The 22,517-nt window shown below is 62.1% G+C and carries 24 protein-coding genes and 1 pseudogene; 8 read left to right on the top strand and 17 right to left on the bottom strand.

Features of this window, described 5'->3' with window-relative positions; translation table 11 throughout:
* Positions 1-32 precede the first annotated feature (32 nt).
* From hemW to TMS3_RS01280, 10 genes and pseudogenes are all read right to left on the bottom strand, one after another.
* Positions 33-1,193 carry a radical SAM family heme chaperone HemW gene (hemW, locus tag TMS3_RS01320; protein ID WP_025163435.1) on the bottom strand — a complete coding sequence of 387 codons (1,161 nt, stop codon included), beginning with the start codon at positions 1,191-1,193 and terminating at the stop codon, positions 33-35.
* Entirely contained in the window at positions 1,190-1,786 is a 597-nt protein-coding gene (gene rdgB, locus TMS3_RS01315) for an RdgB/HAM1 family non-canonical purine NTP pyrophosphatase (protein ID WP_025163434.1), read from the bottom strand. The genes hemW and rdgB overlap by 4 nt, the downstream gene beginning before the upstream one ends.
* A complete protein-coding gene (locus tag TMS3_RS01310; RefSeq protein ID WP_025163433.1) occupies positions 1,783-2,202 on the bottom strand; it encodes a DUF4426 domain-containing protein in 420 nt (139 codons plus the stop codon). The genes rdgB and TMS3_RS01310 overlap by 4 nt, the downstream gene beginning before the upstream one ends.
* A 40-nt stretch (positions 2,203-2,242) precedes the next feature.
* Complete coding sequence (metW, locus tag TMS3_RS01305) at positions 2,243-2,863, bottom strand: methionine biosynthesis protein MetW (RefSeq protein WP_025163432.1); 621 nt, start codon at positions 2,861-2,863, stop codon at positions 2,243-2,245.
* Between the two features lie 7 nt (positions 2,864-2,870).
* The gene (gene metX, locus TMS3_RS01300; protein WP_025163431.1) at positions 2,871-4,010 is read right to left on the bottom strand and encodes a homoserine O-succinyltransferase MetX; all 1,140 of its coding nucleotides are present in this window, start codon (positions 4,008-4,010) and stop codon (positions 2,871-2,873) included.
* A 95-nt stretch (positions 4,011-4,105) separates the two neighbouring features.
* A complete protein-coding gene (locus TMS3_RS01295) occupies positions 4,106-6,088 on the bottom strand; it encodes a dynamin-like GTPase family protein (protein ID WP_025163430.1) in 1,983 nt (660 codons plus the stop codon).
* 169 nt (positions 6,089-6,257) lie between these two features.
* Positions 6,258-6,379: pseudogene (locus TMS3_RS24400) on the bottom strand (YggU family protein); the annotation flags it as partial.
* A gap of 159 nt (positions 6,380-6,538) precedes the next feature.
* Positions 6,539-7,129, bottom strand: coding sequence for a YggT family protein (locus tag TMS3_RS01290; protein WP_025163429.1), 591 nt, complete (start codon positions 7,127-7,129; stop codon positions 6,539-6,541).
* Positions 7,130-7,140: 11 nt separating this feature from the next.
* Entirely contained in the window at positions 7,141-7,959 is an 819-nt protein-coding gene (gene proC, locus TMS3_RS01285; RefSeq protein WP_025163428.1) for a pyrroline-5-carboxylate reductase, read from the bottom strand.
* Positions 7,960-8,023: 64 nt separating this feature from the next.
* Positions 8,024-8,710 carry a YggS family pyridoxal phosphate-dependent enzyme gene (locus TMS3_RS01280; RefSeq protein WP_025163427.1) on the bottom strand — a complete coding sequence of 229 codons (687 nt, stop codon included), beginning with the start codon at positions 8,708-8,710 and terminating at the stop codon, positions 8,024-8,026.
* Between the two features lie 64 nt (positions 8,711-8,774).
* On the opposite strand from TMS3_RS01280, the gene pilT reads away from it, so the two are divergent.
* The 3 genes from pilT (at position 8,775) to TMS3_RS01265 (ending at position 11,682) form a co-directional block, all read left to right on the top strand.
* Positions 8,775-9,809 carry a type IV pilus twitching motility protein PilT gene (gene pilT, locus TMS3_RS01275; RefSeq protein ID WP_025163426.1) on the top strand — a complete coding sequence of 345 codons (1,035 nt, stop codon included), beginning with the start codon at positions 8,775-8,777 and terminating at the stop codon, positions 9,807-9,809.
* 107 nt (positions 9,810-9,916) lie between these two features.
* On the top strand, positions 9,917-11,062 hold the full coding sequence (locus tag TMS3_RS01270) for a PilT/PilU family type 4a pilus ATPase (protein ID WP_025163425.1): 1,146 nt from the start codon (positions 9,917-9,919) through the stop codon (positions 11,060-11,062).
* Between the two features lie 221 nt (positions 11,063-11,283).
* On the top strand, positions 11,284-11,682 hold the full coding sequence (locus TMS3_RS01265; RefSeq protein WP_025163424.1) for an NINE protein: 399 nt from the start codon (positions 11,284-11,286) through the stop codon (positions 11,680-11,682).
* A 256-nt stretch (positions 11,683-11,938) separates the two neighbouring features.
* Here TMS3_RS01265 and TMS3_RS01260 read toward each other — a convergent pair whose 3' ends face one another.
* The 7 genes from TMS3_RS01260 to gshB all read right to left on the bottom strand — a co-directional run bounded on the left by TMS3_RS01260 (position 11,939) and on the right by gshB (position 17,794).
* The gene (locus tag TMS3_RS01260) at positions 11,939-13,210 is read right to left on the bottom strand and encodes a dihydroorotase (protein WP_025163423.1); all 1,272 of its coding nucleotides are present in this window, start codon (positions 13,208-13,210) and stop codon (positions 11,939-11,941) included.
* Positions 13,210-14,220 (bottom strand): aspartate carbamoyltransferase catalytic subunit, encoded by a 1,011-nt coding sequence (locus tag TMS3_RS01255; protein WP_025163422.1) that lies wholly within the window; start codon positions 14,218-14,220, stop codon positions 13,210-13,212. Before TMS3_RS01255 ends, TMS3_RS01260 begins: the two co-directional genes overlap by 1 nt.
* Before the next feature lie 10 nt (positions 14,221-14,230).
* Positions 14,231-14,737: a bifunctional pyr operon transcriptional regulator/uracil phosphoribosyltransferase PyrR gene (pyrR, locus tag TMS3_RS01250; protein WP_025163421.1), complete on the bottom strand. Its 507-nt coding sequence runs from the start codon at positions 14,735-14,737 to the stop codon at positions 14,231-14,233.
* Between the two features lie 29 nt (positions 14,738-14,766).
* The gene (gene ruvX / locus TMS3_RS01245) at positions 14,767-15,210 is read right to left on the bottom strand and encodes a Holliday junction resolvase RuvX (RefSeq protein WP_025163420.1); all 444 of its coding nucleotides are present in this window, start codon (positions 15,208-15,210) and stop codon (positions 14,767-14,769) included.
* Positions 15,210-15,779: a YqgE/AlgH family protein gene (locus tag TMS3_RS01240; protein WP_025163419.1), complete on the bottom strand. Its 570-nt coding sequence runs from the start codon at positions 15,777-15,779 to the stop codon at positions 15,210-15,212. The genes ruvX and TMS3_RS01240 overlap by 1 nt, the downstream gene beginning before the upstream one ends.
* Positions 15,780-15,878: 99 nt before the next feature.
* A complete protein-coding gene (locus tag TMS3_RS01235; protein ID WP_025163418.1) occupies positions 15,879-16,775 on the bottom strand; it encodes an energy transducer TonB in 897 nt (298 codons plus the stop codon).
* Positions 16,776-16,831: 56 nt separating this feature from the next.
* On the bottom strand, positions 16,832-17,794 hold the full coding sequence (gshB, locus tag TMS3_RS01230; protein ID WP_025163417.1) for a glutathione synthase: 963 nt from the start codon (positions 17,792-17,794) through the stop codon (positions 16,832-16,834).
* Positions 17,795-18,033: 239 nt separating this feature from the next.
* On the opposite strand from gshB, the gene pilG reads away from it, so the two are divergent.
* From pilG to TMS3_RS01205, 5 genes are all read left to right on the top strand, one after another.
* Positions 18,034-18,441, top strand: coding sequence for a twitching motility response regulator PilG (gene pilG / locus TMS3_RS01225; protein ID WP_025163416.1), 408 nt, complete (start codon positions 18,034-18,036; stop codon positions 18,439-18,441).
* Positions 18,442-18,489: 48 nt separating this feature from the next.
* The gene (gene pilH / locus TMS3_RS01220) at positions 18,490-18,855 is read left to right on the top strand and encodes a twitching motility response regulator PilH (protein WP_025163415.1); all 366 of its coding nucleotides are present in this window, start codon (positions 18,490-18,492) and stop codon (positions 18,853-18,855) included.
* Between the two features lie 45 nt (positions 18,856-18,900).
* A complete protein-coding gene (locus TMS3_RS01215; protein WP_025163414.1) occupies positions 18,901-19,437 on the top strand; it encodes a chemotaxis protein CheW in 537 nt (178 codons plus the stop codon).
* 84 nt (positions 19,438-19,521) lie between these two features.
* A complete protein-coding gene (locus tag TMS3_RS01210; RefSeq protein WP_025163413.1) occupies positions 19,522-21,570 on the top strand; it encodes a methyl-accepting chemotaxis protein in 2,049 nt (682 codons plus the stop codon).
* A 68-nt stretch (positions 21,571-21,638) separates the two neighbouring features.
* Positions 21,639-22,496 (top strand): CheR family methyltransferase, encoded by an 858-nt coding sequence (locus tag TMS3_RS01205; RefSeq protein ID WP_025163412.1) that lies wholly within the window; start codon positions 21,639-21,641, stop codon positions 22,494-22,496.
* Positions 22,497-22,517: the final 21 nt, after the last annotated feature.

Here is a 22,517-nt window from a genome sequence, read left to right as displayed (position 1 = left end):
AGTCCTTAGCGCAAGAGGCGCATGGCTGCCGGTCAGGGCAGGAAGTGTTGCAGCAGGTCATTGAGAAACAGCTGGCCTTCGCGGGTCGCCGTCAGACGCGTCGGGTCGCAGTGCAGCAGGCCGCGCTGCTCGGCCTCGGTGCGGGCGGCGGCCAACTGGCTCAGGGGCAAACCGGTGCGCTGAGTGAACAACTCGCTGGCGCTGCCGTCCGTGAGGCGCAGCACGTTCATCAGAAACTCGAAGGGCAGTTCGTCCGGCCCCAGTACCCGTTCGCCAGCGCTGAAGCGCTTGCTGGGATCGAGGTAGTCCTTGGGCAGACGGGTTTTCCAGCTGCGCTTGATCGTTCCGTCCGGGCTACTGAGCTTGGCGTGGGCACCGGCGCCGATGCCGAGGAAGTCGCCGAAGCTCCAGTAGTTGAGGTTGTGCCGCGCCGCCTTGCCGGGTTGGGCGTAGGCGGACACCTCGTATTGCGCGTAGCCGTGCTCGGCCAGCAGGGCCTGGCCGGCTTCCTGGATGTCCCAGAGGATGTCGTCTTCCGGCAGGCTCGGCGGCTGGTTCCAGAATACCGTGTTCGGCTCCAGGGTCAGCTGGTACCAGGACAGGTGCGTCGGCTGCTGGGCGATGGCGATGCGCAGGTCGCCGAGGGCGTCGTCGATCGACTGATCGGGCAGGCCGTGCATCAGGTCCAGGTTGAAGTTGTCGAAGCCGGCGGCGCGCGCCATGTCGGCGGCGCGGATCGCCTCGTCACCGTCGTGGATGCGCCCGAGGGCCTTGAGCTTGTCGGCCTGAAAACTCTGCACGCCGATCGACAGACGATTGATGCCGAGTGCGCGGTAGGCGGCGAACTTGGCCTGCTCGAAGGTGCCGGGGTTGGCCTCCAGGGTGATCTCGATGTCGGCGGCGAACGGCACGCGTTGTTCGACGCCGGCCAGTAAGCGGCCCAGAGCTTGGGCGGAAAACAGGCTCGGGGTGCCACCGCCAAAGAAGATCGAGGTCAGTTGGCGGCCATGCACCTGCGGCAGGTCTTCATCGAGATCGGCGAGCAGGGCGTCGACGTATTCCTGCTCCGGCAGCGTGGGCCCGGCGGCGTGGGAGTTGAAGTCGCAGTAGGGGCACTTCTTCACGCACCAGGGGATATGGATGTACAGCGAGAGTGGAGGAAGTTGAAAACTTCCGCCCGTGGACAGTGTCATGCCAGCCCCAGTCGTTGCTTGAGCTGGGCCATGGCGCGGGCGCGATGGCTGAGTTGGTTCTTCTCGGCGGGCGCCAGTTCGGCGCTGGAGCACTGGCGCTCCTCGACCCAGAACAGCGGGTCGTAGCCGAAGCCCTGTTCGCCCCGCGCGGCATGCAGGATGCGCCCGTGCCAGAGGCCTTCGCAGATAATTGGCAGCGGGTCGTCGGCGTGCTGCAGCAGGGCCAGGGCGCAGACGAACTGGGCGCCACGCTGCTCATCGGGCACCTCTTTCAGCGCCTCGAGCAGCTTGGCGTTGTTCGCCGCATCACCCTGACCGTCGGCATAGCGCGCCGAATAGATGCCCGGTGCGCCGCCGAGAAAGTCCACCGCCAGACCGGAGTCGTCGGCCAGCGCCGGCAGGCCGGACACGAGGGCGGCGTGGCGGGCCTTGAGGATGGCGTTTTCGACGAAGCTGAGGCCGGTCTCTTGCGGCTCGACGCTGCTGAACTCGGCGACCGAGCGCACGCGCACGGCGTCGCCGAGCATGGCCTGGAGTTCCTTGAGTTTGCCGGCGTTATGGCTGGCGAGTACGAGTTGGCTGAGCGGCTTCATTCGTCGGGGAAGAATTCCTGGTTGAAGTCGAAGCTGCGGTCTACGTCGCCGCTGGCTTTGACATTGATGGTGAAGCGCAGCACCTCGCGGTCTTCGAAGGGGAATTGCGCCAGGTAGTAGATGGCTTCGCCTTCCTTGACCTGCTTGAAGGTCAGTGGGTAGTTCTGCCCGAGCAGGTTCTTCACCGCGCCGCTGACGCTGGCGTCGCTGGGTTGACCGGCCTTGAGCACGGCGATATTGACCACGCCGAGGGTCTTGCTGCGCACCAGCCCGGTGGCGGCGGCGATGTCCGGCTGGAGGAAACCGGAGTTGAAGGCGATGTAATGCACGTCCAGGTCGCCGAAGCTCATCTTGCGCTCGGCAAGCGCCGGCAGGCTCAGGCACAGGGCGATAAACAGTAAAGCGATGCGGCGCATGATGGCTCTCCTAAAATATGGGCCTGAAGGCACAGGTCGCTCAGCTGGCGGCCTGGGCATCCATGGCTGCGGATCCGCTGACCCGGTAAATACCTATCTCACCTAACAGATTAGGCCAAATCCGGCTGGCCCAACCATGGCGGTGATCGCGATCCACTGCCAGACGTTGCAGCACGGTGGCGCTCTGGTCCAGGCACAGGCGCTCGAAGTCCTCGAAGGTGCAGAAGTGGATGTTCGGCGTGTTGTACCAGGTGTAGGGCAGGAAGTCGGAAACCGGCATGCGTCCCTTGCTCGCCAGGTACCAGCGGCAGCGCCAGTGACCGAAGTTGGGGAAGGTGATGATGCAGGTCTTGCCGACTCGCAGCATCTCGCGAAGAATCCGGTCGGGGTAGTGCACGGCCTGCAGGGCCTGGGTCATCACCACCACGTCGAAGCTGTGAGTGGCGAAGTTGCTCAGGCCCTTGTCGAGGTTCTGCTCGATGACGTTGACGCCCTTTTCGACGCAGCGGGCGATGTTGTCCGGGTCGATTTCCAGGCCGTAGCCGCTGACCTGCTTGTGTTCGCACAGCCAGGCGAGCAGCTCGCCATCGCCGCAGCCGAGGTCGAGCACCCGGCTGCCGGCGGGAATCCATTCTTGGATGATGTCCAGGTCGGCTCTCATGGGCGCCTCATACTGCAATGCGGTTCATATAGCTGCTAAATGCCTGCAAGTAGCGTGGGATTGGCATCAGGAAGGCGTCGTGACCTTGCGGTGCGTCGATTTCCAGGTAGCAGACGTTCTTGCGTGCGGCGCTCAGGGCGTCGACGATTTCCCGCGAGCGCAGCGGCGAGAAGCGCCAGTCGGTGGTGAAGGAGATCACGCAGAAGTCCGCGCTGGCCTTGGCCAGGGTCTTGGCCAGGTCGCCATCGTTGGCTGCAGCCGGGTCGAAGTAGTCCAGCGCCTTGGTCATCAGCAGGTAGGTGTTGGCGTCGAAACGCCCGGAAAACTCTTCACCCTGATAGCGCAGGTAGCTCTCGACCTGGAACTCGACGCTGTGAAAGTCGTAATTGAGCTTCTCGCTCTTCAGCCCACGGCCGAATTTCTCGCCCATGGCGTCGTCCGACAGGTAGGTGATGTGGCCGACCATGCGCGCCAGCATCAGGCCGCGCTTGGGGATCACCCCCTGTTCCTGGAAGTGCCCGCCGTGGAACTCCGGGTCGGTGAGGATGGCTTGGCGCGCCACCTCGTTGAAGGCGATGTTCTGCGCCGATAGCTTCGGCGCCGAGGCGATCGCCAGGCAGTGGCGGATGCGCTCGGGGTAGCTGATGGTCCACTGCATGGCCTGCATGCCGCCGAGGCTGCCGCCGACCACCGCGGCCCATTGCGCGATGCCGAGCACATCGGCCAGGCGCGCCTGGCTGTGCACCCAGTCTTCCACGGTCATCACCGGAAAGTCCGCGCCGAAGGGTTTGCCGGTGGCCGGGTTGAGGCTGCTGGGGCCGGTCGAACCATTGCAACCGCCGAGGTTGTTCAGGCTGACGACGAAGAACTTGTTGGTGTCGATCGGCTTGCCGGGGCCGATGCAGCTGTCCCACCAGCCGGGTTTGCGATCATCCGGGCTGTGGTAGCCAGCGGCATGATGATGGCCGGACAGCGCATGGCAGATCAGCACAGCATTGCTGCGCGCGGCATTCAGCTCGCCATAGGTCTCGTAGATCAGTTGGTAGTCGGCCAGGCTGCGCCCGCAGGCAAGCGCCAGCGGTTCGGCGAAGTGCAGCACCTGGGGCGTCACCAGGCCAACAGAGTCCGGGGGAAAAGCAGTCGGCATTGTCCCAGCTCGCGAAAAAGAAAGAGCCGCAGTCTAAAGAGCGCCGCCCCAGGCAGCAAGCGCGCGGGGCGGCGGGAGCGGGGGGCGACGAGCGATTATTCGCCGGAGCGGTGCGAACGGCCAACGCCAGGCAGGCTGACTACCTTGGCCTGACGCTGGATCGGCGCCGGACGGCGCAGGACGCGGAGCATCTCGCCGGCCTGGGTCAGTTGCTGGCTCAGCTCGTCGCGGTAGTGGGCCAGGTACTGGCTGCGCTGGCGGGCCTGCTGGGTTTCCTGGGCCAGGGCCTTGAGCCGCAGCATGTGGGTTTCGAGCATTTGCTTGTGTTCCAGGCTGTGCTGCATCAGCGGCATCAGGGCATCGCTGGCCCATTGCTCGATGTCCTGGCGCAAGCGCTGGTGCAGGCCGATAACTTCCTGCACCAGCGTGGCGAAGAAGCGTCGGGTCAGGCTGCGCTGTTCGGTAAGCAGGGTTTTCAGCTGCAGGCGAAATTGATCGGCCTTGCTCTGCTGCTGCTTGAGCTCACGCAGGTAGCGACTGACCTCGAATTGCGGCGCATCGACGCCATGCAGCGGGTTCTCCTGGTTGTGCCGCTGGTAGATGGCGGCGACCATCTTGTTGGCCATCTCGGCGTCGTGCTGCAGGTTGTCCAGGTCGTTTTCCACCGCGCGGAAGAACTGCAGGATGGCCTGGTTGATGCCGAGGGTGGTCCAGCTGCCGGTGAGGTTCTTGCGCACCGTGAGCAGGTGCACGTCGAGGCACTCGGGCCTGGCGGCGATGCGTAACAACTCGCCTTGACGCTTGAGTAGGCGCTGGTTGGTTTTCAGGCTGAGCAGGCGTCTGTGGTGCCGGCCGTGGTCTTCCTTGGTCTTGGCGGTCAGCTCGAACAGCAGCTGACCATTGTCCTGCTGGTGGTTGCTGAGCAGGGCATGCTGCTCGTTGACCTTCTCCAGGCGCAGGTTGAGCGCGTGTTGGCTGTTTTGCAGCAGCGCCAGTACCTGACGCACTACGCGATCTTCGATCAGGCGCTCCTTCTGCGCGACGATGCGCTCGCACAGCAGGTTCTCCAGGTTGCCCATCTGGCTGCGGGCGAGCAGCGCCGGGTCTTTGCGCACTTTGGCCAGCAGGGCCTGTTTGGCCGATAGCGGCAGCACGTCCTCGGGCTTGATGCCGAGCTGTCTGGCGGTCAGGTGCTGGATCTGGGCGATGGCGTTTTGCACGAAGGCCTCGCCGGCCAGATCGTCCCACAGCATGTCGATCTTGTTGAGGACTGCGAACAGGCTGGTCTGGGTGTCTTCGTCGAGCTGGCGAATGTGCTGTTGCCAGATTTCCATGTCGCTGGCGGTGACGCCGGTGTCGACCGACAGCAGAAACAGGATCGCCTGGGCGCTGGGTAGCATCGACAAGGTCAGTTCCGGTTCACTGCCCAGGGCATTCAGACCCGGGGTGTCGAGAATGCGCAGGCCCTGGCGCAGCAGCGGGTGGTCGAAGTTGATCATGGCATGCCGCCAGGCCGGGACCAGTACCTGGCCAGGTTTGCCAGTGCGCTCCAGCATGTCGGGATGAAAGCCCAACTGGATCGCCTGTTCCACCGGCATGGGCTTGGTCTTCGCCACCTGGGTGAACGCCTGGATCAAGTTGTCCGGATCGCTTGGGTCCAGCGGGATGTTCACCCAGTGCCCCGGAATACGCTTGAACTGCGCGACGCTGGCCTCGGCCAGGCGGGTCTCGATTGGCAGCAGGCGAATATAGGAGCGCTCCGAGCGCGGGTCGAAGTACAGCTCGGTGGGGCACATGGTGGTACGGCCGGCTTGCGAGGGCAGCATGCGCTGACCGTACTCGGAGAAAAACAGGCTGTTGATCAGCTCGGTCTTGCCGCGCGAGAACTCGCCGACGAAGGCCAGGGTGATGTGATCCGTGCGTAGCAGGCGCAGGGCGCGTTCGAGTTTGGCGTCGACCGCGTCGGAGCTGAGTCGGTTGTTCACCAGCCAGCTGCGATAGCGGGTGATCTCGCGCATCAGCTCGCGCTTCCAACCGACGTAGGCATCGACCTGTTGACTGAGACGTTCCATGCTCATTCTGCCAATCCTCTCGCTAGCGCGGCCAGAGGGCGTCTTGCCGTTGGCCACGGCGCGAAATTATGCGGTCAGCAGTGTCTGTGTCAATTGGCCACCACCGGCGCCCCGTCTTATGGTCGCTCGGGAGGGTTGAACGGTCAGGCCGAGGGCGTTGGCCTTGCGATTCCTACGGCGCGGTGAGGCGAATCTTCACGCGCTCACCGTGCAGCCCGGCGAACTCAGCACGGTTGGCCTTGGGCAGCAGGTGGCGGCGAGGATCAAGTCCGCGCCGTCCCAGCGATAGAAACCCATTAGTGGCCTGTACGGTTAGTTGGTTAACTCAAGTTCGGAGGGTTGAGGTACCGAGACAAGGCGCTGCGACGAGTCATAGCGGGCTATGGCGAGGAGCGGCAACGCAGTATCTGGGCCTCAAACGCTGAAATTGACTAATTGAACTAGCCTCACAGGCCACTAGACCGCCAGGCTGAGGCCTCGGTACATGCCGCTCATCATTGCCAGGTTGCGGATCACCAGCATGTCGATCAGGTTGAGTACCAGAAAGGCAACGATCGGCGACAGATCCAGGCCGCCCATGCTCGGCAGGATGCGCCGAATCGGTGCCAGCAGCGGTTCGCAGATCTGGTTGACCAGCTCGACGGCCGGGTTGTGGCTGCCTTGGGCGACCCAGGAGAGGATCACGCTGATGATCAGGGCGAAGAAGAACACCTTGAGGAACAGCGCGGTGACGCCAATCACCGACCAGACCAGCAATAGCCCCGGGTTGTCGAGGCCGTAGCCCATCAGCATCAGGGTCAGTGCCATCAGTACCAGCTGCACCAGAATCGCCAGCACCAGCGATGACAGGTCGAGGCCGGCGAGGCTCGGGATGATCCGCCGCAGCGGCTTGAGCAGGGGCTGGGTGGCGCGCACGATGAACTGGCAGAGTGGGTTGTAGAAGTCCGCCCGCACCAGCTGCAGGATGAAGCGCAGCAATACCACCAGCAGGTACAGGCTGCCGATGGTTTGCAGGATATAAACAGCCGCTGTATTGAGTCCGATCATCGTTAAATTCCTTATTTACCTAGCTGTTCGGCCAGTTCCGCCGAGCGGCGGGCGGCGGCGTTGAGTGCTTGTTCGACCAGGGCTTCGAAGCCGCCAGCCTGAAAGCTGTTGATTGCCGCTTCGGTGGTGCCCGCAGGCGAGGTCACGCGGCGGCGCAGTTCGGCGGCGTCGACCTCACTGGCCACCGCCATGCGCGCGGCGCCGAGGGCGGTGTGCAGGGTCAGTTGGGCGGCGGTGTCGCGCGGCAGGCCGAGCTTTTCCCCGGCAGCGGTCATTGCCTCTATCAGCAGGAAGAAGTAGGCCGGACCACTGCCGGACACCGCGGTAACCGCATCGATCTGCTGTTCCTGTTCGAGCCACAGCGCCAGGCCCACCGCGCTGAGCAGCTGTTCGGCTTGCTGGCGCTGAGTTGCCGACACCTGCTGGTTGGCATACAAACCGCTGACACCCTGGCGCAGCAACGCCGGGGTGTTGGGCATGCAACGCACGATGGCGCGAGGGCCGAGCCAGCTTTCCAGGCTGGCGCAGGTGATGCCGGCCGCAATGGACACGATCAACTGGTTGGCGCCGATGTGTGCGGCCAGATCCAGGCAGACAGCCTTCATCACTTGCGGCTTGACCGCCAGGACGATCACGTCGGCATCCACGATGGCCTCGGCATTGGCGGCAAAGGTCTGGATGCCATGTTCAGTGCTGATCTTCGCGCGCTGTTCGGCGCCATGGTCGCTGGCGCAAATGGCGCTGGCGTCGACGCCTTGGGCGCGCAGTCCGCCAATCAGGCTGGCGGCCATATTACCGGCGCCGATAAAGGCAATGCGAGGAGCGGTCATAACGGGCTTCCTTTACTTAGTCGGAAAGAACGAGTCGAAAAGTGCGAGTCGAGAACGCGGACGCTTATGGCTGAGCATAATCACGTGCGCCAAACAGGGCCGTACCGATGCGTACCCAGGTCGCGCCTTCGGCGATGGCGGCCTCCAGGTCGTGGCTCATGCCCATGGACAAGGTGTCGAGGTCGAGGTTCAGGCTGTCTTGCAGTTGCCGCAGGCGGGCGAAGGCAGCGTGTTGTGTGGCCAGGTCATCGGTCGGCTGGGGAATGGTCATCAATCCGCGCAGCTTCAGGTTCGGCAGTTGGCTAACCGCCTGGGCCAACGCCGGCAGCTGCTGTGGGGTGCAGCCCGACTTGCTGGCCTCGCCGCTGACATTCACCTGCAAACAGATATTCAGCGGTGGCAACTGCGCCGGCCGTTGTGCGGACAGACGTTCGGCTACCTTCAGGCGATCCACTGAGTGGACCCAGGCGAAGTGTTCGGCGATTGGCCGGGTCTTGTTCGACTGGATGGGGCCGATGAAGTGCCAGCTCAAGGGCAGGTCGCTTAATTCGGCTTGTTTATCCAAGGCCTCTTGCAGGTAGTTTTCGCCGAAGTCGGTCAGACCGGCGGCATGCGCCTGGCGAACCGCTGCGGCAGGTTTGGTTTTGCTCACGGCGAGCAGGCCGATCGCTGCATAATCTCGCTGCGAGGCTTGCGCCGCCTCACGGATACGCTCGCCGACCTTTGCAATATTCTCTGCTATCGTGGACATTACTTGCGCTCTGTAGCCCCGGCCGTTCTGTGTTCGCGGCATTCTACCGTCATTAGGGAGTCCCATGGATATCACTGAGTTGCTTGCCTTCAGTGCCAAGCAAGGCGCGTCGGACCTGCATCTCTCTGCTGGTCTGCCGCCGATGATTCGAGTCGACGGCGATGTGCGCCGGATCAATCTGCCGGCCCTGGATCACAAGCAGGTGCATGCGCTGATCTACGACATCATGAACGACAAGCAGCGCAAGGATTTCGAAGAGTTCCTGGAAACCGACTTTTCCTTCGAGGTGCCTGGCGTGGCCCGTTTCCGGGTCAATGCATTCAACCAGAACCGTGGTGCCGGTGCGGTGTTCCGGACCATTCCGTCCAAGGTTCTGACCATGGAAGACCTGGGCATGGGCGAGGTGTTCCGTAAGATCACCGACGTACCGCGCGGTCTGGTGCTGGTCACCGGGCCGACCGGCTCGGGCAAATCGACCACACTGGCGGCGATGCTCGATTATCTGAATGGCACCAAGTACCAACATATCCTGACCATCGAAGACCCGATCGAATTCGTCCACGAGTCGAAGAAGTGCCTGGTCAACCAGCGCGAGGTGCACCGTGACACCCTGGGCTTCTCCGAGGCCTTGCGCTCGGCATTGCGGGAAGACCCGGACATCATCCTGGTGGGCGAGATGCGCGACCTGGAAACCATTCGCCTGGCCCTGACCGCCGCGGAAACCGGTCACCTGGTATTCGGCACCCTGCACACCACTTCGGCGGCCAAGACCATCGACCGGGTGGTTGACGTGTTCCCCGCCGAAGAGAAGTCCATGGTCCGCTCGATGCTCTCCGAATCCTTGCAGGCGGTGATTTCGCAGACCCTGCTGAAGAAAACCGGTGGTGGTCGGGTGGCGGCTCACGAGATCATGATCGGCACCCCGGCGATCCGTAACCTGATCCGCGAGGACAAGGTGGCGCAGATGTATTCATCGATTCAGACCGGCGGTTCGCTGGGCATGCAAACCCTGGATGCCTGCCTCAAGGGCCTGGTATCCAAGGGGTTGGTCAGTCGCGAAAGCGCACGGGAAAAAGCCAAGGCCCCGGAAAACTTCTGAACCGCTCCCGGTCGGCCATGCGGTCGCCGGGTTCAGGTCGCTGGCGAGACACGCGCGCCGCGACTGCAATTTGGTTATCCGCGTGATGCTGATGGGCGAGACAACGCATGGAATTCGAAAAACTGCTGCGCCTGATGGTGGAAAAAGGCGGCTCCGACCTGTTCATCACCGCCGGGGTTCCGCCCTCGATGAAGGTCAACGGCAAGATCATGCCAGTCACCAAGACGCCATTGTCCCCAGAGCAGACGCGGGAAACCGTGCATTCTGTGATGAACGAGCAGCAACGCCGCGACTTCGCCGAAAATCACGAGTGCAACTTCGCCATCAGCGCCCGCGGTATCGGCCGTTTCCGCGTCAGTGCCTTCTACCAGCGCAACCTGGCCGGAATGGTGCTAAGGCGTATCGAAACCAATATCCCGACCCTGGACGACCTCAAACTGCCGGAAATCCTCAAGAAGCTGGCGCTGACCAAGCGCGGCCTGGTGTTGTTCGTCGGCGCTACCGGTACCGGTAAGTCCACCTCGTTGGCGGCGATGATCGGCTATCGCAATAGAAACAGCAGCGGTCACATCATCTCCATTGAGGACCCGATCGAATACATCCACCAGCACCAGAGCTGCATCGTTACCCAGCGTGAAGTGGGCATCGACACCGAGTCCTTCGAGGTTGCGCTGAAGAACACCCTGCGTCAGGCGCCGGACGTGATTCTGATTGGTGAAGTGCGCACCCGCGAGACCATGGATCACGCCGTGGCCTTCGCCGAAACCGGTCACCTGTGCCTGGCCACGTTGCACGCTAACAACGCCAACCAGGCGCTGGACCGGATCATCAACTTCTTTCCCGCCGACCGGCAGAATCAGGTGTGGATGGACCTGTCGCTGAACCTCAAAGCCATCGTCGCCCAGCAGCTGATCCCTACACCGGATGGCAAGGGCCGGCGCGCGGTGATCGAGGTGTTGATCAATACGCCGCTGGCCGCCGATTTGATCCGCAAGGGTGACGTCCACGAACTCAAGAACCTGATGAAGCGCTCCACCGAGCTGGGTATGCAGACTTTCGATCAGGCTCTGTACAGCTTGTATAGCCAGGGTGAGATCACCTACGAAGATGCGCTGCTCTACGCTGACTCGGCTAACGATCTGCGTCTGATGATCAAGCTCGGCTCGGAAAGCGATGGCGAGCACCTGACGAGCCTGTCCGAGGGTTTGTCGCTGGAAGCCAGCGAGGACGATCCGGGGCGGCGTTTCCGCTAAGGTTTCGCCCATGTTCTAGCCCCTGCGCCAGCCGAGGCTGCTCCATGCGTCCGCTGGATGTCTGGGAATACCGCTGACACCCGAGGTGTGGCCGGTTTGGATCAGTCGGAGGGCTGGCGCAGGAAAGGCTCGGCGGCAGTATTGAAGGACGAATTACCCGATGCCAGGAAACCCTGGGCAGATCGAGGCGTCCAACGGAACCATGCAAGCAGGAGGCAGACATGCAGCAACAGGATACTCATAGCAAGATCATCGGCTATTTACTGTGGATCTTCGGTTTTCTCGGCGCACACCGCTTCTACTACGGTAAGCCGGTAACCGGGACCATCTGGTTCTTTACCCTCGGACTGTTGTTTGTCGGCTGGATCATCGACCTGTTTCTGATTCCGGCGATGGACCGGGAAGCCGATCTGCGCTTTACCGCAGGCGACACCGATTACAACGTTGCCTGGATTCTGCTGACCTTCCTCGGGGTGTTCGGCGTGCACCGGATGTACCAGGGCAAGTGGATCACTGGGATCCTTTACCTGTTCACCGGTGGCCTGTTTCTGGTCGGCGTGCTCTACGATTTCTGGACGCTGAATACCCAGGTATCGCTGAAGAACGCTGCTCGCGGCTAACAGGTCGCTGAAAAACTACTGCGCTTGGCTATGCGGCGTTGAATTCAGCCTCACAAAAGCGCAGCGTTGAACGCGCTTCAGCGCGGCCCCAAAGGGGGGAGCGAAGCGAATCAAATGCACATGTACAATTCGTACACTGCGCTTTCTCGGTTGACTTCGCCTTGCCTAGCCTTCGCTCGCTACGTTTTTCAACGGACCGCTAACCCACGCCCATAAAAAATCCCGCCAATCGGCGGGATTTTTTATGGCTGAAAAGTCAGCTCTGATAGCAGATATGCCCGTCGACCAGGGTGTAGCGCACTGCGCCAGGCAGGCAGTGGCCGATAAAGGGGCAATTGCTGCCTTTGGAGTACCAGCTTTCACCGGCCAGAGTCGAGGCCTGTGGGTCGAAGAGCAGCAGGTCGGCCGCGTGCCCGGCCGCCAGTTTACCGGCAGGCAGGCGCAGCGCTTGGGCCGGGCCGTGGCTGAGGCGGGCGAGCAGGGTCGGCAGGTCGAGCAGGCCGTCCTGGACCAGGCTCATGGCCAGGGGCAACAACAACTGCACGCTGCTGATGCCAGGCTCGGTGGCGCCGAAGGGAGCCAGCTTGGCATCGCGCTCGTGGGGCTGGTGATGGCTGGCAATCGCCTGAATCACCCCGGCTTTCACTGCCTCGCGCAGGCCGTCGCGGTCGGCGCGGCTGCGCAGCGGCGGCTGCACGTGATAGAGGCTGGAGAATCCTTGCAGCGCTTCGTCGGTGAGGATCAGTTGATACAAGGCCACGTCGGCGCTGACCGGCAAGCCGCGAGCCTGGGCATCGGCGATCAGCTGGGCGCCGCGGGCGCTGGTCAGTTGGCTGAAGTGGGCGCGCACGCCGCTTTGTTCGACCAGAAGCAGGTCGCGGGCCAGGGCGACGGTTTCGGCTGTTTCCGGAATGCCCGGCAGGCCGAGGAAGCTGGCGGTGGGGCCTTCGTGGGCCAGACCGCCTTCGGCCAGGTCGTGATCCTGGGAGTGGAAGATCACCGTCAGATCGAAGGTGGCCGCGTACTCCAGGGCGCGGCGCAGGGTGCGGCTGTTGCGGAAGGTGTCCAGGCCGTTGCCGAATGCCACGCAGCCTGCATCGCGCAGGGCTACCAGTTCGGCCAGCTGTTCGCCGGCCAGGCCTTTGCTCAGCGCGCCAATGGGGAAGACCTTGGTGTGACCGGCCTCTCGGGCGCGCTCGAGCACCAGCTCGGCCACTGCCGGAGTGTCGAGTATCGGTTTGGTCAGTGGTGGGCAGCACAGGCTGGTGACCCCGCCGGCCGCAGCCGCCTGGGTCTCGCTGGCGATACTGCCCTTGCGGCTATAGCCCGGCTCGCGCAACGCAACGCTGAGGTCGACCAGGCCGGGGGCGGCGATCAAACCCTGGGCGTCGAGGGTCTTGTCCGCATTGAAGCCCGCTGGGGCCTGTCCGATGGCAGCTATATGGCCGCCTTCGAGATACAGGTCGCTGACTTGATCGAGGCCGCTGCTTGGATCGATAACGCGGGCGCCGAGGATACGGGTGCGCATCAGTTCTGCTCCTCGGATTCCTGGTTAAGTTGACGTTGGGTGTTCTGTCCGCTCATGGCCATGGACAGCACGGCCATGCGCACGGCGATGCCGTAGGTGACCTGATTGAGAATCACCGACTGCGGGCCGTCGGCCACAGCCGACTCGATTTCCACGCCGCGGTTGATCGGCCCCGGGTGCATCACCAGGGCATCTGGCTTGGCCAGCTGCAGGCGTTGTTCGGTGAGGCCGAACAGGCGGTAGAACTCTCCTTCGCTGGGCAGCAGACCACCCTGCATGCGTTCGCGTTGCAGCCGCAGCATGATCACCACGTCGACGTCCTTGAGTCCGCTGGCCAGGTCGCTGTAGACCGTCACTCCGTACTGCTCGATACCGATAGGCAGCAGGGTCTTTGGCGCGATCACGCGAATGTCCGGGCAGCCCAGGGTCTTCAGCGCCAGCATGTTGGAGCGGGCCACGCGCGAGTGGAGGATGTCGCCGACGATTGCCACGGAGAGGTTCTCGAAGCCGCCCTTGTGTCGACGAATGGCGAGCATGTCGAGCATCGCCTGGGTCGGGTGCGCATGCCGGCCGTCGCCGCCGTTGATGATCGCCACGTCCGGGCAGACATGCTCGGCAATGAAGTGCGCGGCGCCGGAGTCGCCATGGCGGACCACGAACATATCGGCGGCCATGGCTTCGAGGTTGCGCAGGGTATCGAACAGGGTCTCGCCCTTGCTGGTCGAGGAGGTCGACACGTTGAGACTGATCACGTCGGCGGACAGGCGCTGGGCCGCCAGTTCGAAGGTGGTGCGGGTGCGGGTGGAGTTCTCGAAGAACACGTTGCACACGGTCTTGCCGCGCAACAGCGGGACCTTCTTCACCGCGCGGGCGCCGACTTCGAGGAAGGAGTCGGCGGTGTCGAGGATTTCCGTCAACAGTTCACGCGGCAGTCCGTCGATGGAGAGGAAGTGGCGCAACTGACCTTGGTCGTTCAGTTGCAGCGGGCGCTTGGCGTCAATGGGCGTCATCGCGAGGGTCTCAGTTGGCGAGCGTCTGGAGTTCGAGGGTCAGCGGCGTGGTGGCGGACAATTTTATCCGCTGGTCCGTGGCCAGCGACAGGGTCGCACCGACCACATCCGGGCGCACCGGCAGGTCGCGGGCATTCAGGTCGAGCAGGCAGACCAGAGTGATGCTGGCCGGGCGGCCGTAGTCGAACAGTTCGTTCATGGCCGCGCGGATGGTGCGGCCGCTCATCAGCACGTCATCGACCAATACCAGATGCTGGCCTTCGATCTCGAACGGCAGTTCGGAGGGTTGGACCTGCGGGTGCAACCCGTTCTGGGTGAAGTCGTCGCGGTAGAACGAGACGTCGAGTATGCCCAGCGGCTCGCGATTACCCAGGCACTCCATCAGTGCCTGGGCGACCCAGACGCCGCCGGTACGGATGCCGATGAAACGCGGCTGGCTGATCTGCCGCTGATTGAGGTGGTTAATCAGCGCGCCGGCCATTTGCGGCAGGAGTTCGGCGGGGTTGGGTAGATTCATCTGAAACTCCGTGTGGGCCTGAGCCGGTGTCAGCCTGGACTGTGTTCGGCCAGCCAGCCTTCGAGCAGCAGCGCAGCAGCGAGGGCGTCGACCGGACGTTCGCGGTAGCCGTCGTGTTGTCCTTGCTGCTGGCGTTCGCCTTTGGCAGCGTAGGTGGTCAGGCGTTCGTCATGGGTATGTACGGGCAGATTGAAGCGGCCGTTGAGACGGCGGGAGAATTTTTCCGCACGTTCGCTCATCGCGCTCGGCGTGCCGTCCATATTCAGCGGCAAGCCGACGACTATGGCGTCCGGTTGCCACTCGCGGATCAAGGCTTCGACTTTCTGCCAGTCCGGCACGCCATTTTGTGCCTTGAGTACGCACAGTTCGCGGGCCTGGCCGGTAATGGCCTGACCCACGGCGACACCGATCTGTTTGCTGCCGTAGTCGAAACCCAGTAACAGGCGTAACGGTTTGCTGTTGGCGTCGGCCATCAGGCGTGTCCGGCTTGCGAGGTGAGCAGGCTGAGGTTGACCCCCAGGCGCGCTGCCGCGGCCTCCAGGCGCTGGTCGAAGGGCAGGTCGAAGAGAATGGTGCTGTCGGCAGGGCAGGTCAGCCAGGCATTGTCAGTCAGTTCGCTCTCCAGCTGTCCGGCATCCCAGCCCGCGTAGCCGAGGGTGATCAGGTATTTTTCCGGGCCGCTGCCGTCGGCAATGGCGAACAGCACGTCCTGGGAGGTGGATAGGCCCAGCTCGCCCAAGTCCAGGGTGGCCTGAAACTGAGGGCCGGCCGGGTGCAGGACGAAGCCCCTGTCGGTCTGCATCGGGCCGCCGGAGAAAATCGGCAGGTCCTGGCATTGGGCAGGGGGCTGGCTTTCCGGTCGCAGCTGTTCCAGCACATCGGCCAGGTTGAGGCCGTTCGGGCGGTTGATCACCAGGCCCATGGCGCCCTGTTCATTGTGCTCGATCAGATAAGTGACGGTCTGCGCGAAATTAGGATCGGCCATGTGCGGCATGGCAATCAGGAAGTGGTGCTTGAGGTAGCTGGGGCTGGCGTCTTTCATGTCCGTTAGCTTAAAGCTTGCGGCCTGAGGCTGGAAGTCAAAACGCAAATCGCTGTTGCTGTCAGGAGGAGCTGCGGAGGGGAGAACTGGGGTGCGTACTCAGTTACTCGATAGCCGGTCGCCGCGCTCGAAGCGCCAGGTGCGGATGATTTCCAGGCGGTCGACATCGGCCAGATCTCCGGTGAAGGGTGCGTAAGGGGCAGCCAGGCGAACGATGCGCAGTGCCGCCTGGTCGAGCAGCCGCTGGCCTGAGGACTCCAGTACCTGCACTTCGTACAAGGTGCCGTCGCGGTTGATCGACACCAACAGGCGCAAGCTGCCATAAATCTGCTTGCGCCGCGCGTCGTCCGGGTAGTTGAGGTTGCCGATGCGTTCGACCTTCTTGCGCCATTCGTCCTTGTACCAGGCCCCCTTGTCGCGCCGGGTCGAGGCAGCGTTCAGGCGGAGGATCTTCGGGCGCTTGGCGTACAGCTGGATATCCTGGGCCAGTTCGGCTTCCAGGCTGGCAATTTCCATCGACAGCTGTGCGCTGTCGAACACCGGTGCCGGGGGTGTCTGTGGCGCCGCTTTGACCTCTTCGCGCTTGACTGGGGTCTTCTGTGGCTGGGGTTTGCGGGTGGCAACCGCGGCCTTCGGCGCTTCCTGGCGGGCCGTAGGCTGTCGTGGCGCCGCAGGTGGGGTGACGCGTTTGACTTGGGTGTCCTGGAACGTCGCCTGTTCGGTGGTCTTCGGTGCTGCCTTGTGTTCCAAGGTGCCGCTGCCTTGCTGATTGTCCTGGGCGAGGAAGTCGGCCTCTTTCGGCTGCTCTTCGCTTTTGAAGGTCGACAGGGTGATTTCCAGGGTTTTGCTGACCTGGCTGGGCTCGGCCAGGGTAAAGCCCAGGCCGAGGATCAGGGCGATATGCAGTGCGGCGGCGAGAAACAGGGTGAACCCCAGGCGGTCCGCCGGGCGAATGTCGGCGGCGCTGGAGGTAAGTTTTGGGGCGGCTGCGGTCATCGCGTGTCAGGTCAGTTCAGGTTGCCACGCAGTCTGCCGAGGGCTCAGGCAAAAGTCTATGAAGCACTGCGCGCATTGAGCTTCTCGGCAATCGCATCCATCAAGCGTTCACCAATCTGCGTATCGAAGGCGGCGTCAATCTCGCGGATGCAGGTCGGGCTGGTCACGTTGATCTCGGTCAGGTGCTCGCCGATCACATCCAGGCCGACGAATAGCAGGCCTTTTTCGCGCAAGGTCGGACCCACGGCGGCGGCGATCTCACGATCGCGTTCGGTCAGCGGACGCGCCTCGCCACGACCGCCTGCGGCCAGGTTGCCGCGGGTTTCGCCGTGGGCCGGGATGCGCGCCAGGCAATAGGGGACAGGCTCACCGTCGATCATCAGGATCCGCTTGTCGCCGTCGATGATAGCCGGCAGGTAACGTTGCACCATGATCTGTTGAGTGCCGTGGACGGTCAGGGTTTCCAGAATCACCGAGAGGTTCGGATCGCCCTCGCGATGACGAAAGATCGAAGAACCACCCATGCCATCCAGGGGTTTGAGAATGATGTCACGCTGCTCTTTGGCAAACTCGCGCACAATGTCGGCCCGTCGAGTGACAATGGTTGGCGGGGTGTATTGGGGGAATTGGGTGGCAAACAGCTTTTCGTTGCAGTCGCGCAGACTCTGCGGGCGGTTGACCACCAGTACGCCGGCTTGCTCGGCTTGCTCAAGCAGATAAGTGGAGTAGACGAACTCGTTATCGAAGGGTGGGTCCTTGCGCATCAGGATCACGTCCAGCTCGGTCAACGCTACGTCGCGCTCACTGCCTAGTTCGAACCAGTGCTGCGGATCGTTGAAAACGGACAGTGGGCTGAGCCGGGCACGTGCTTCGCCTTTGGCTTGGTAGAGGTCTTGCTGCTCCATATAGAACAGTGACCAGCCGCGTGCTTGGGCGGCCAGCAACATGGCCAGCGAGCTGTCCTTTTTAAAGGCGATCTGGGCGATGGGGTCCATGACTATGCCGAGGCGGACGCTCATGGGAATTCTCCGTGAAGGACTGTAACTAAAGGCTGTCGAAACTAGCGTGTGGCGTCAGGGTGGCGCTGACAGGTCAGGCGGTCAAGGAAAAAACCTTGCACTTCCGAGGCTTATGGATTGCATCTGGAGAGTGTGCTAAAAAGGCCCGACGATTGGGTTGCAGCCCGTCGATGGTAAGGCCTCAGGCGCACTGATGTAACGCAAAAATAACGACTCACCGAGGCGATGGTAGGGCAAACATGGAACAGCATTCCGAAGGTTTGAGGGTGATGGTGATCGACGATTCGAAGACGATTCGGCGCACCGCAGAAACCCTACTAAAGAAGGTGGGTTGTGAGGTGATTACGGCCGTTGACGGCTTCGATGCCTTGGCAAAGATCGCCGATACCCACCCGAGTATCATTTTTGTCGACATCATGATGCCACGGCTAGATGGTTATCAAACCTGCGCCCTGATCAAGAACAACAGCGCTTTCAAGTCCACTCCGGTGATCATGCTGTCCTCCAAGGACGGCCTGTTCGACAAGGCCAAGGGGCGCATCGTCGGCTCCGATCAGTACCTGACAAAACCCTTCAGCAAAGAAGAGTTGCTCGGTGCGATCAAGGCCCATGTGCCCGATTTCATTCCGGTGGATCAAGCCTCCTGACGTCTGGCGGTTCAGCCCTAGACGCCTCTTCATGTATTGGGAAATACCATGGCTCGAATTCTGATTGTTGATGACTCACCGACCGAGATGTACAAGCTGACCGCCATGTTGGAGAAACATGGCCATCAAGTGCTCAAGGCGGAAAATGGCGCAGACGGCGTCGCCCTGGCGCGTCAGGAAAAACCCGATGCGGTGCTGATGGATATCGTCATGCCCGGCCTCAATGGCTTTCAGGCGACTCGCCAGTTGACCAAGGATGCCGACACCAGCCATATCCCGGTGATCATTGTTACCACCAAGGACCAGGAAACCGACAAGGTCTGGGGCAAGCGCCAGGGTGCTAAAGACTACCTGACCAAGCCGATCGATGAAGCCACGTTGCTGAAAACCCTTAATGCGGTATTGGTCGGCTGATGCCAGGCCGGTCCGCAATTAAATAACAAGAAGGCCACGGTTGGCATGTCGGACGCGCAAACACCTTTTCAAACCCTCCTCGATATCGACCAGCGTTGTCGAGCGTTGGCGGCTGGCTTGCCTTCGCAGCAGGCCACCATGCAAACCTGGAGCGGGATCGGTTTTCGTATGGGCGAGCGTCTGTTCGTCGCACCGATGGGGGAAGTCGGTGAAGTACTGCACGAGCCGCGCTATACCCTGTTGCCTGGGGTAAAAAGCTGGGTCAAAGGTGTCGCAAACGTGCGTGGCCGTTTGCTACCGGTGATGGACCTGTGTGGCTTTTTCGGCGCGGAGTTGTCGCCGCTACGCAAGCAGCGTCGGGTTCTGGTGGTCGATCACCGGGATGTCTTCGCCGGTCTGACGGTCGATGAAGTGTTCGGCATGCAACATTTTCCTGTAGATACCTTTTCCGAGCAGCTACCGTTGCTCGAGGCGTCTATTCAGCCGTTTATCCACGGGGTATTTCAACGTGAGCAAGCCTGGTTGGTGTTCAGTCCACATGCACTGGCCCAGCATCAGCGATTTCTCGACGTTGCGTATTAACAGCTTTTCGGTGGGGTCGGCATTGCCGGCCTTTTGGCGTTACATGGAAACCGTAGTGCGGTCGGTCCAGGCGGGGGCCAGATAATGAAAAAACTAAACGCAGGCAATTTATTCGCAGGTACGCGTAGCAGCACGTTGATCGCAGGACTGTTTATCGTCCTGATCGTTTCCATCGTGTTGTTGTTCGCGAACTTCGCCTATATCAACACGCAGTCCAACTACGATACGGAATACATCAGCCACTCCGGCGAACTGCGCGTTCTGTCCCAGCGTATCGCCAAGAACGCCACAGAGGCGGCGGCTGGTACTCCGGCAGCGTTCGGTCTGTTGCGCGAGGCGCGTAACGACTTCCTGACTCGCTGGGGGTATCTGACCGACGGTAACGAGGCAAGCGGCGTGCCGTCAGCTCCGGAAGCCGTACAAACGCAGATGACGGCCGTGCAGCAGGACTGGGACAGTTTGCGGCAGAACACCGACGCCATTCTGGCCAGCGAACAAACCGTTCTCTCCCTGCACCAGGTGGCCGCGACGCTCGCGGAAACCATTCCGCAGTTGCAGGTCGAGTACGAAGAAGTGGTCGACATCCTTCTCGAAAGTGGTGCGCCAGCGGCCCAGGTCTCGGTGGCCCAGCGCCAGTCGTTGCTCGCCGAACGAATCCTCGGCTCGGTGAACAAGGTACTGGCCGGTGACGAAGACTCGGTGCAGGCTGCCGATATGTTCGGTCGCGATGCCAGCCTGTTCGGTCGGGTGCTGAGCGCCATGCTCGAAGGCAACGCCGCGATGGAAATTGCCAAGGTGACCGACGGGGAAGCCCTTGAGCGTTTGGCAGAAATCTCCGAGCTGTTTGAGTTCGTCTCCGGTTCTGTGGACGAAATTCTCGAGACTTCGCCCGAGTTGTTCCAGGTTCGCGAGTCGGCGAACGTTATCTTCAGCGTGTCGCAGACTCTGCTGGATAAGGCTTCGGATCTGGCCGTCGGCTTCGACAACTTGGCTGCCGGTCGCGCCCTGAACACTGTCATCGGTTACCTTCTGGGTCTTTTGGCGCTGGCTTCGATCATCCTGATCGGCATCGTCATGGTGCGTGAAACCAGCCGTCGTTTGGCGGAAACTGCCGAAAAGAACGAACGTAACCAGACGGCGATTCTGCGACTACTCGACGAAATCGCCGACCTCGCCGACGGTGACTTGACCGTGGCCGCGACGGTAACCGAAGACTTCACCGGGGCCATCGCCGACTCCATCAACTATTCCATCGACCAGTTGCGTGACCTGGTTGCGACGATCAACCTGACCGCCGTTCAGGTAGCCGGCGCCGCCCAGGAAACCCAGGCCACTGCCATGCATCTGGCCGAAGCGTCAGAGCACCAGGCCCAGGAAATTGCCGGGGCTTCCGCGGCAATTAACGAGATGGCCGTGTCGATCGACCAGGTATCGGCGAACGCCTCGGAGTCCTCCGCGGTAGCGGAGCGCTCGGTAGCCATCGCCAACAAGGGTAACGAAGTCGTACACAACACCATCACCGGCATGGATAACATCCGTGAGCAGATCCAGGACACCTCGAAGCGGATCAAGCGCCTCGGCGAATCGTCTCAGGAGATCGGTGACATTGTAAGCCTGATCAACGACATTGCCGACCAGACCAACATTCTCGCCCTCAATGCGGCGATCCAGGCCTCCATGGCTGGTGATGCGGGCCGCGGCTTTGCCGTGGTAGCGGACGAAGTCCAGCGTCTGGCGGAACGTTCGTCGGCGGCGACCAAGCAAATCGGGGCCCTGGTCAAGACCATTCAGACCGACACCAACGAAGCGGTTATCTCGATGGAGCAGACCACCTCGGAAGTGGTGCGCGGTGCTCACTTGGCGCAGGATGCCGGGGTCGCCCTGGAAGAGATCGAGAAGGTATCCAAGACCCTCGCGGCCTTGATTCAGAACATCTCCAACGCGGCGCGCCAGCAGGCCTCTTCGGCCGGGCATATTTCCAACACCATGAACGTGATCCAGGAGATCACCTCGCAGACCTCGTCCGGTACTACGGCTACTGCCAAGAGCATTGGTAACCTGGCCAAGATGGCCAGTGAAATGCGTAAGTCGGTCTCCGGCTTTACCCTGCCGGAAGCTGGGGAGCAGGCTTAAGCCGGTGTGATGCGGCGGCCTGAAACGGTCGCCGTCCGAGGCATGCGCCGATGAGCGAGGGGCACGACATGCAGTCAGGGGGCTGGGCCTTGCAACCGGTGGTGGATATGTCCGCTACGGAGTTTCGCACCTGGCAAGGGTTGCTCGAAGAGCGTATCGGCCTGGTGCTCAATGAGCAGCGCCGGACGTTTCTGCAAATCAACCTGGCTGCCCGAATGCGTGAACTGGGGGTTACGGACTACGCCGCCTACCACCGGCAGATCATCGATGGTCCTCGGGGCGCCGTGGAATGGTCGACTTTGCTGGATCGGTTGACCGTGCAGGAGACCCGTTTCTTTCGCCATCGAGCGTCTTTCGAGGCGCTCGAGCGTTACCTGCGGGAACGCTTGGAGCTAGGGCTGGCGCGGCCCTTGGAGTTATGGAGTGTGGGTTGCTCCAGCGGTGAGGAGCCGTATTCGTTGGCGATTAGCGCTGCCGAGGTGCTGCGTGATACGCCACAGCCCGACTACTTCGGTGTGACCGGCACCGATATCAGCCTCAGCGCGCTGAGCAAGGCTCGTGAGGCTCAGTATGCCGCGCGCAAGCTGGAAGAACTGGATGCGGACTTGTGTCAGCGCTATTTCGCGCCCGAGTCCGATGGACGCTTCAAGGTAGTGCCGAGGCTGGCAGCGCGGGTGTGTTGCGCCAAGCTCAATGTACTGGAACTGGCCAAGGCGCCAATGTCCGGTATGGACGTCATTTTTTGTCAGAACTTGTTGATCTATTTTCGCCGCTGGCGGCGCCGTGAGATCCTCAACCGCCTGGCTGAATGCCTGGCGCCGGGTGGTCTACTGGTGGTGGGGGTAGGTGAAGTGGTCGGTTGGCAGCATCCGGAGTTGATCCCGGTGGCCGACACACAAGTGCTGGCGTTTACCCGCAAGGGATAGGGCTTTATGAGTGGAGTGGCT

The organism is Pseudomonas taeanensis MS-3, assembly GCF_000498575.2.
Lineage (GTDB): Bacteria > Pseudomonadota > Gammaproteobacteria > Pseudomonadales > Pseudomonadaceae > Aquipseudomonas > Aquipseudomonas taeanensis.
The sequence above is the reverse complement of the archived record's forward strand: the minus strand, read 5'-3'. Positions and strand labels throughout refer to the sequence as shown.

Excerpts from the sequence above, each read along its gene's own strand:
- TMS3_RS01205 (WP_025163412.1), top strand. The coding sequence starts at position 21,639 with ATGCAGTCAGGGGGCTGGGCCTTGCAACCGGTGGTGGATATGTCCGCT.
- TMS3_RS01280 (WP_025163427.1), bottom strand. The coding sequence starts at position 8,710 with ATGTCCACGATAGCAGAGAATATTGCAAAGGTCGGCGAGCGTATCCGT.
- pilG (WP_025163416.1), top strand. The coding sequence starts at position 18,034 with ATGGAACAGCATTCCGAAGGTTTGAGGGTGATGGTGATCGACGATTCG.
- gshB (WP_025163417.1), bottom strand. The coding sequence starts at position 17,794 with ATGAGCGTCCGCCTCGGCATAGTCATGGACCCCATCGCCCAGATCGCC.
- metX (WP_025163431.1), bottom strand. The coding sequence starts at position 4,010 with ATGCCGACTGCTTTTCCCCCGGACTCTGTTGGCCTGGTGACGCCCCAG.
- pilH (WP_025163415.1), top strand. The coding sequence starts at position 18,490 with ATGGCTCGAATTCTGATTGTTGATGACTCACCGACCGAGATGTACAAG.
- TMS3_RS01240 (WP_025163419.1), bottom strand. The coding sequence starts at position 15,779 with ATGAAAGACGCCAGCCCCAGCTACCTCAAGCACCACTTCCTGATTGCC.
- TMS3_RS01255 (WP_025163422.1), bottom strand. The coding sequence starts at position 14,220 with ATGACGCCCATTGACGCCAAGCGCCCGCTGCAACTGAACGACCAAGGT.
- TMS3_RS01290 (WP_025163429.1), bottom strand. The coding sequence starts at position 7,129 with ATGATCGGACTCAATACAGCGGCTGTTTATATCCTGCAAACCATCGGC.
- TMS3_RS01260 (WP_025163423.1), bottom strand. The coding sequence starts at position 13,210 with ATGCGCACCCGTATCCTCGGCGCCCGCGTTATCGATCCAAGCAGCGGC.
- TMS3_RS01210 (WP_025163413.1), top strand. The coding sequence starts at position 19,522 with ATGAAAAAACTAAACGCAGGCAATTTATTCGCAGGTACGCGTAGCAGC.
- TMS3_RS01235 (WP_025163418.1), bottom strand. The coding sequence starts at position 16,775 with ATGACCGCAGCCGCCCCAAAACTTACCTCCAGCGCCGCCGACATTCGC.
- metW (WP_025163432.1), bottom strand. The coding sequence starts at position 2,863 with ATGAGAGCCGACCTGGACATCATCCAAGAATGGATTCCCGCCGGCAGC.
- proC (WP_025163428.1), bottom strand. The coding sequence starts at position 7,959 with ATGACCGCTCCTCGCATTGCCTTTATCGGCGCCGGTAATATGGCCGCC.
- TMS3_RS01310 (WP_025163433.1), bottom strand. The coding sequence starts at position 2,202 with ATGCGCCGCATCGCTTTACTGTTTATCGCCCTGTGCCTGAGCCTGCCG.
- TMS3_RS01295 (WP_025163430.1), bottom strand. The coding sequence starts at position 6,088 with ATGAGCATGGAACGTCTCAGTCAACAGGTCGATGCCTACGTCGGTTGG.
- pyrR (WP_025163421.1), bottom strand. The coding sequence starts at position 14,737 with ATGAATCTACCCAACCCCGCCGAACTCCTGCCGCAAATGGCCGGCGCG.
- TMS3_RS01215 (WP_025163414.1), top strand. The coding sequence starts at position 18,901 with ATGTCGGACGCGCAAACACCTTTTCAAACCCTCCTCGATATCGACCAG.
- pilT (WP_025163426.1), top strand. The coding sequence starts at position 8,775 with ATGGATATCACTGAGTTGCTTGCCTTCAGTGCCAAGCAAGGCGCGTCG.
- TMS3_RS01265 (WP_025163424.1), top strand. The coding sequence starts at position 11,284 with ATGCAGCAACAGGATACTCATAGCAAGATCATCGGCTATTTACTGTGG.
- rdgB (WP_025163434.1), bottom strand. The coding sequence starts at position 1,786 with ATGAAGCCGCTCAGCCAACTCGTACTCGCCAGCCATAACGCCGGCAAA.
- ruvX (WP_025163420.1), bottom strand. The coding sequence starts at position 15,210 with ATGGCCGACGCCAACAGCAAACCGTTACGCCTGTTACTGGGTTTCGAC.
- TMS3_RS01270 (WP_025163425.1), top strand. The coding sequence starts at position 9,917 with ATGGAATTCGAAAAACTGCTGCGCCTGATGGTGGAAAAAGGCGGCTCC.
- hemW (WP_025163435.1), bottom strand. The coding sequence starts at position 1,193 with ATGACACTGTCCACGGGCGGAAGTTTTCAACTTCCTCCACTCTCGCTG.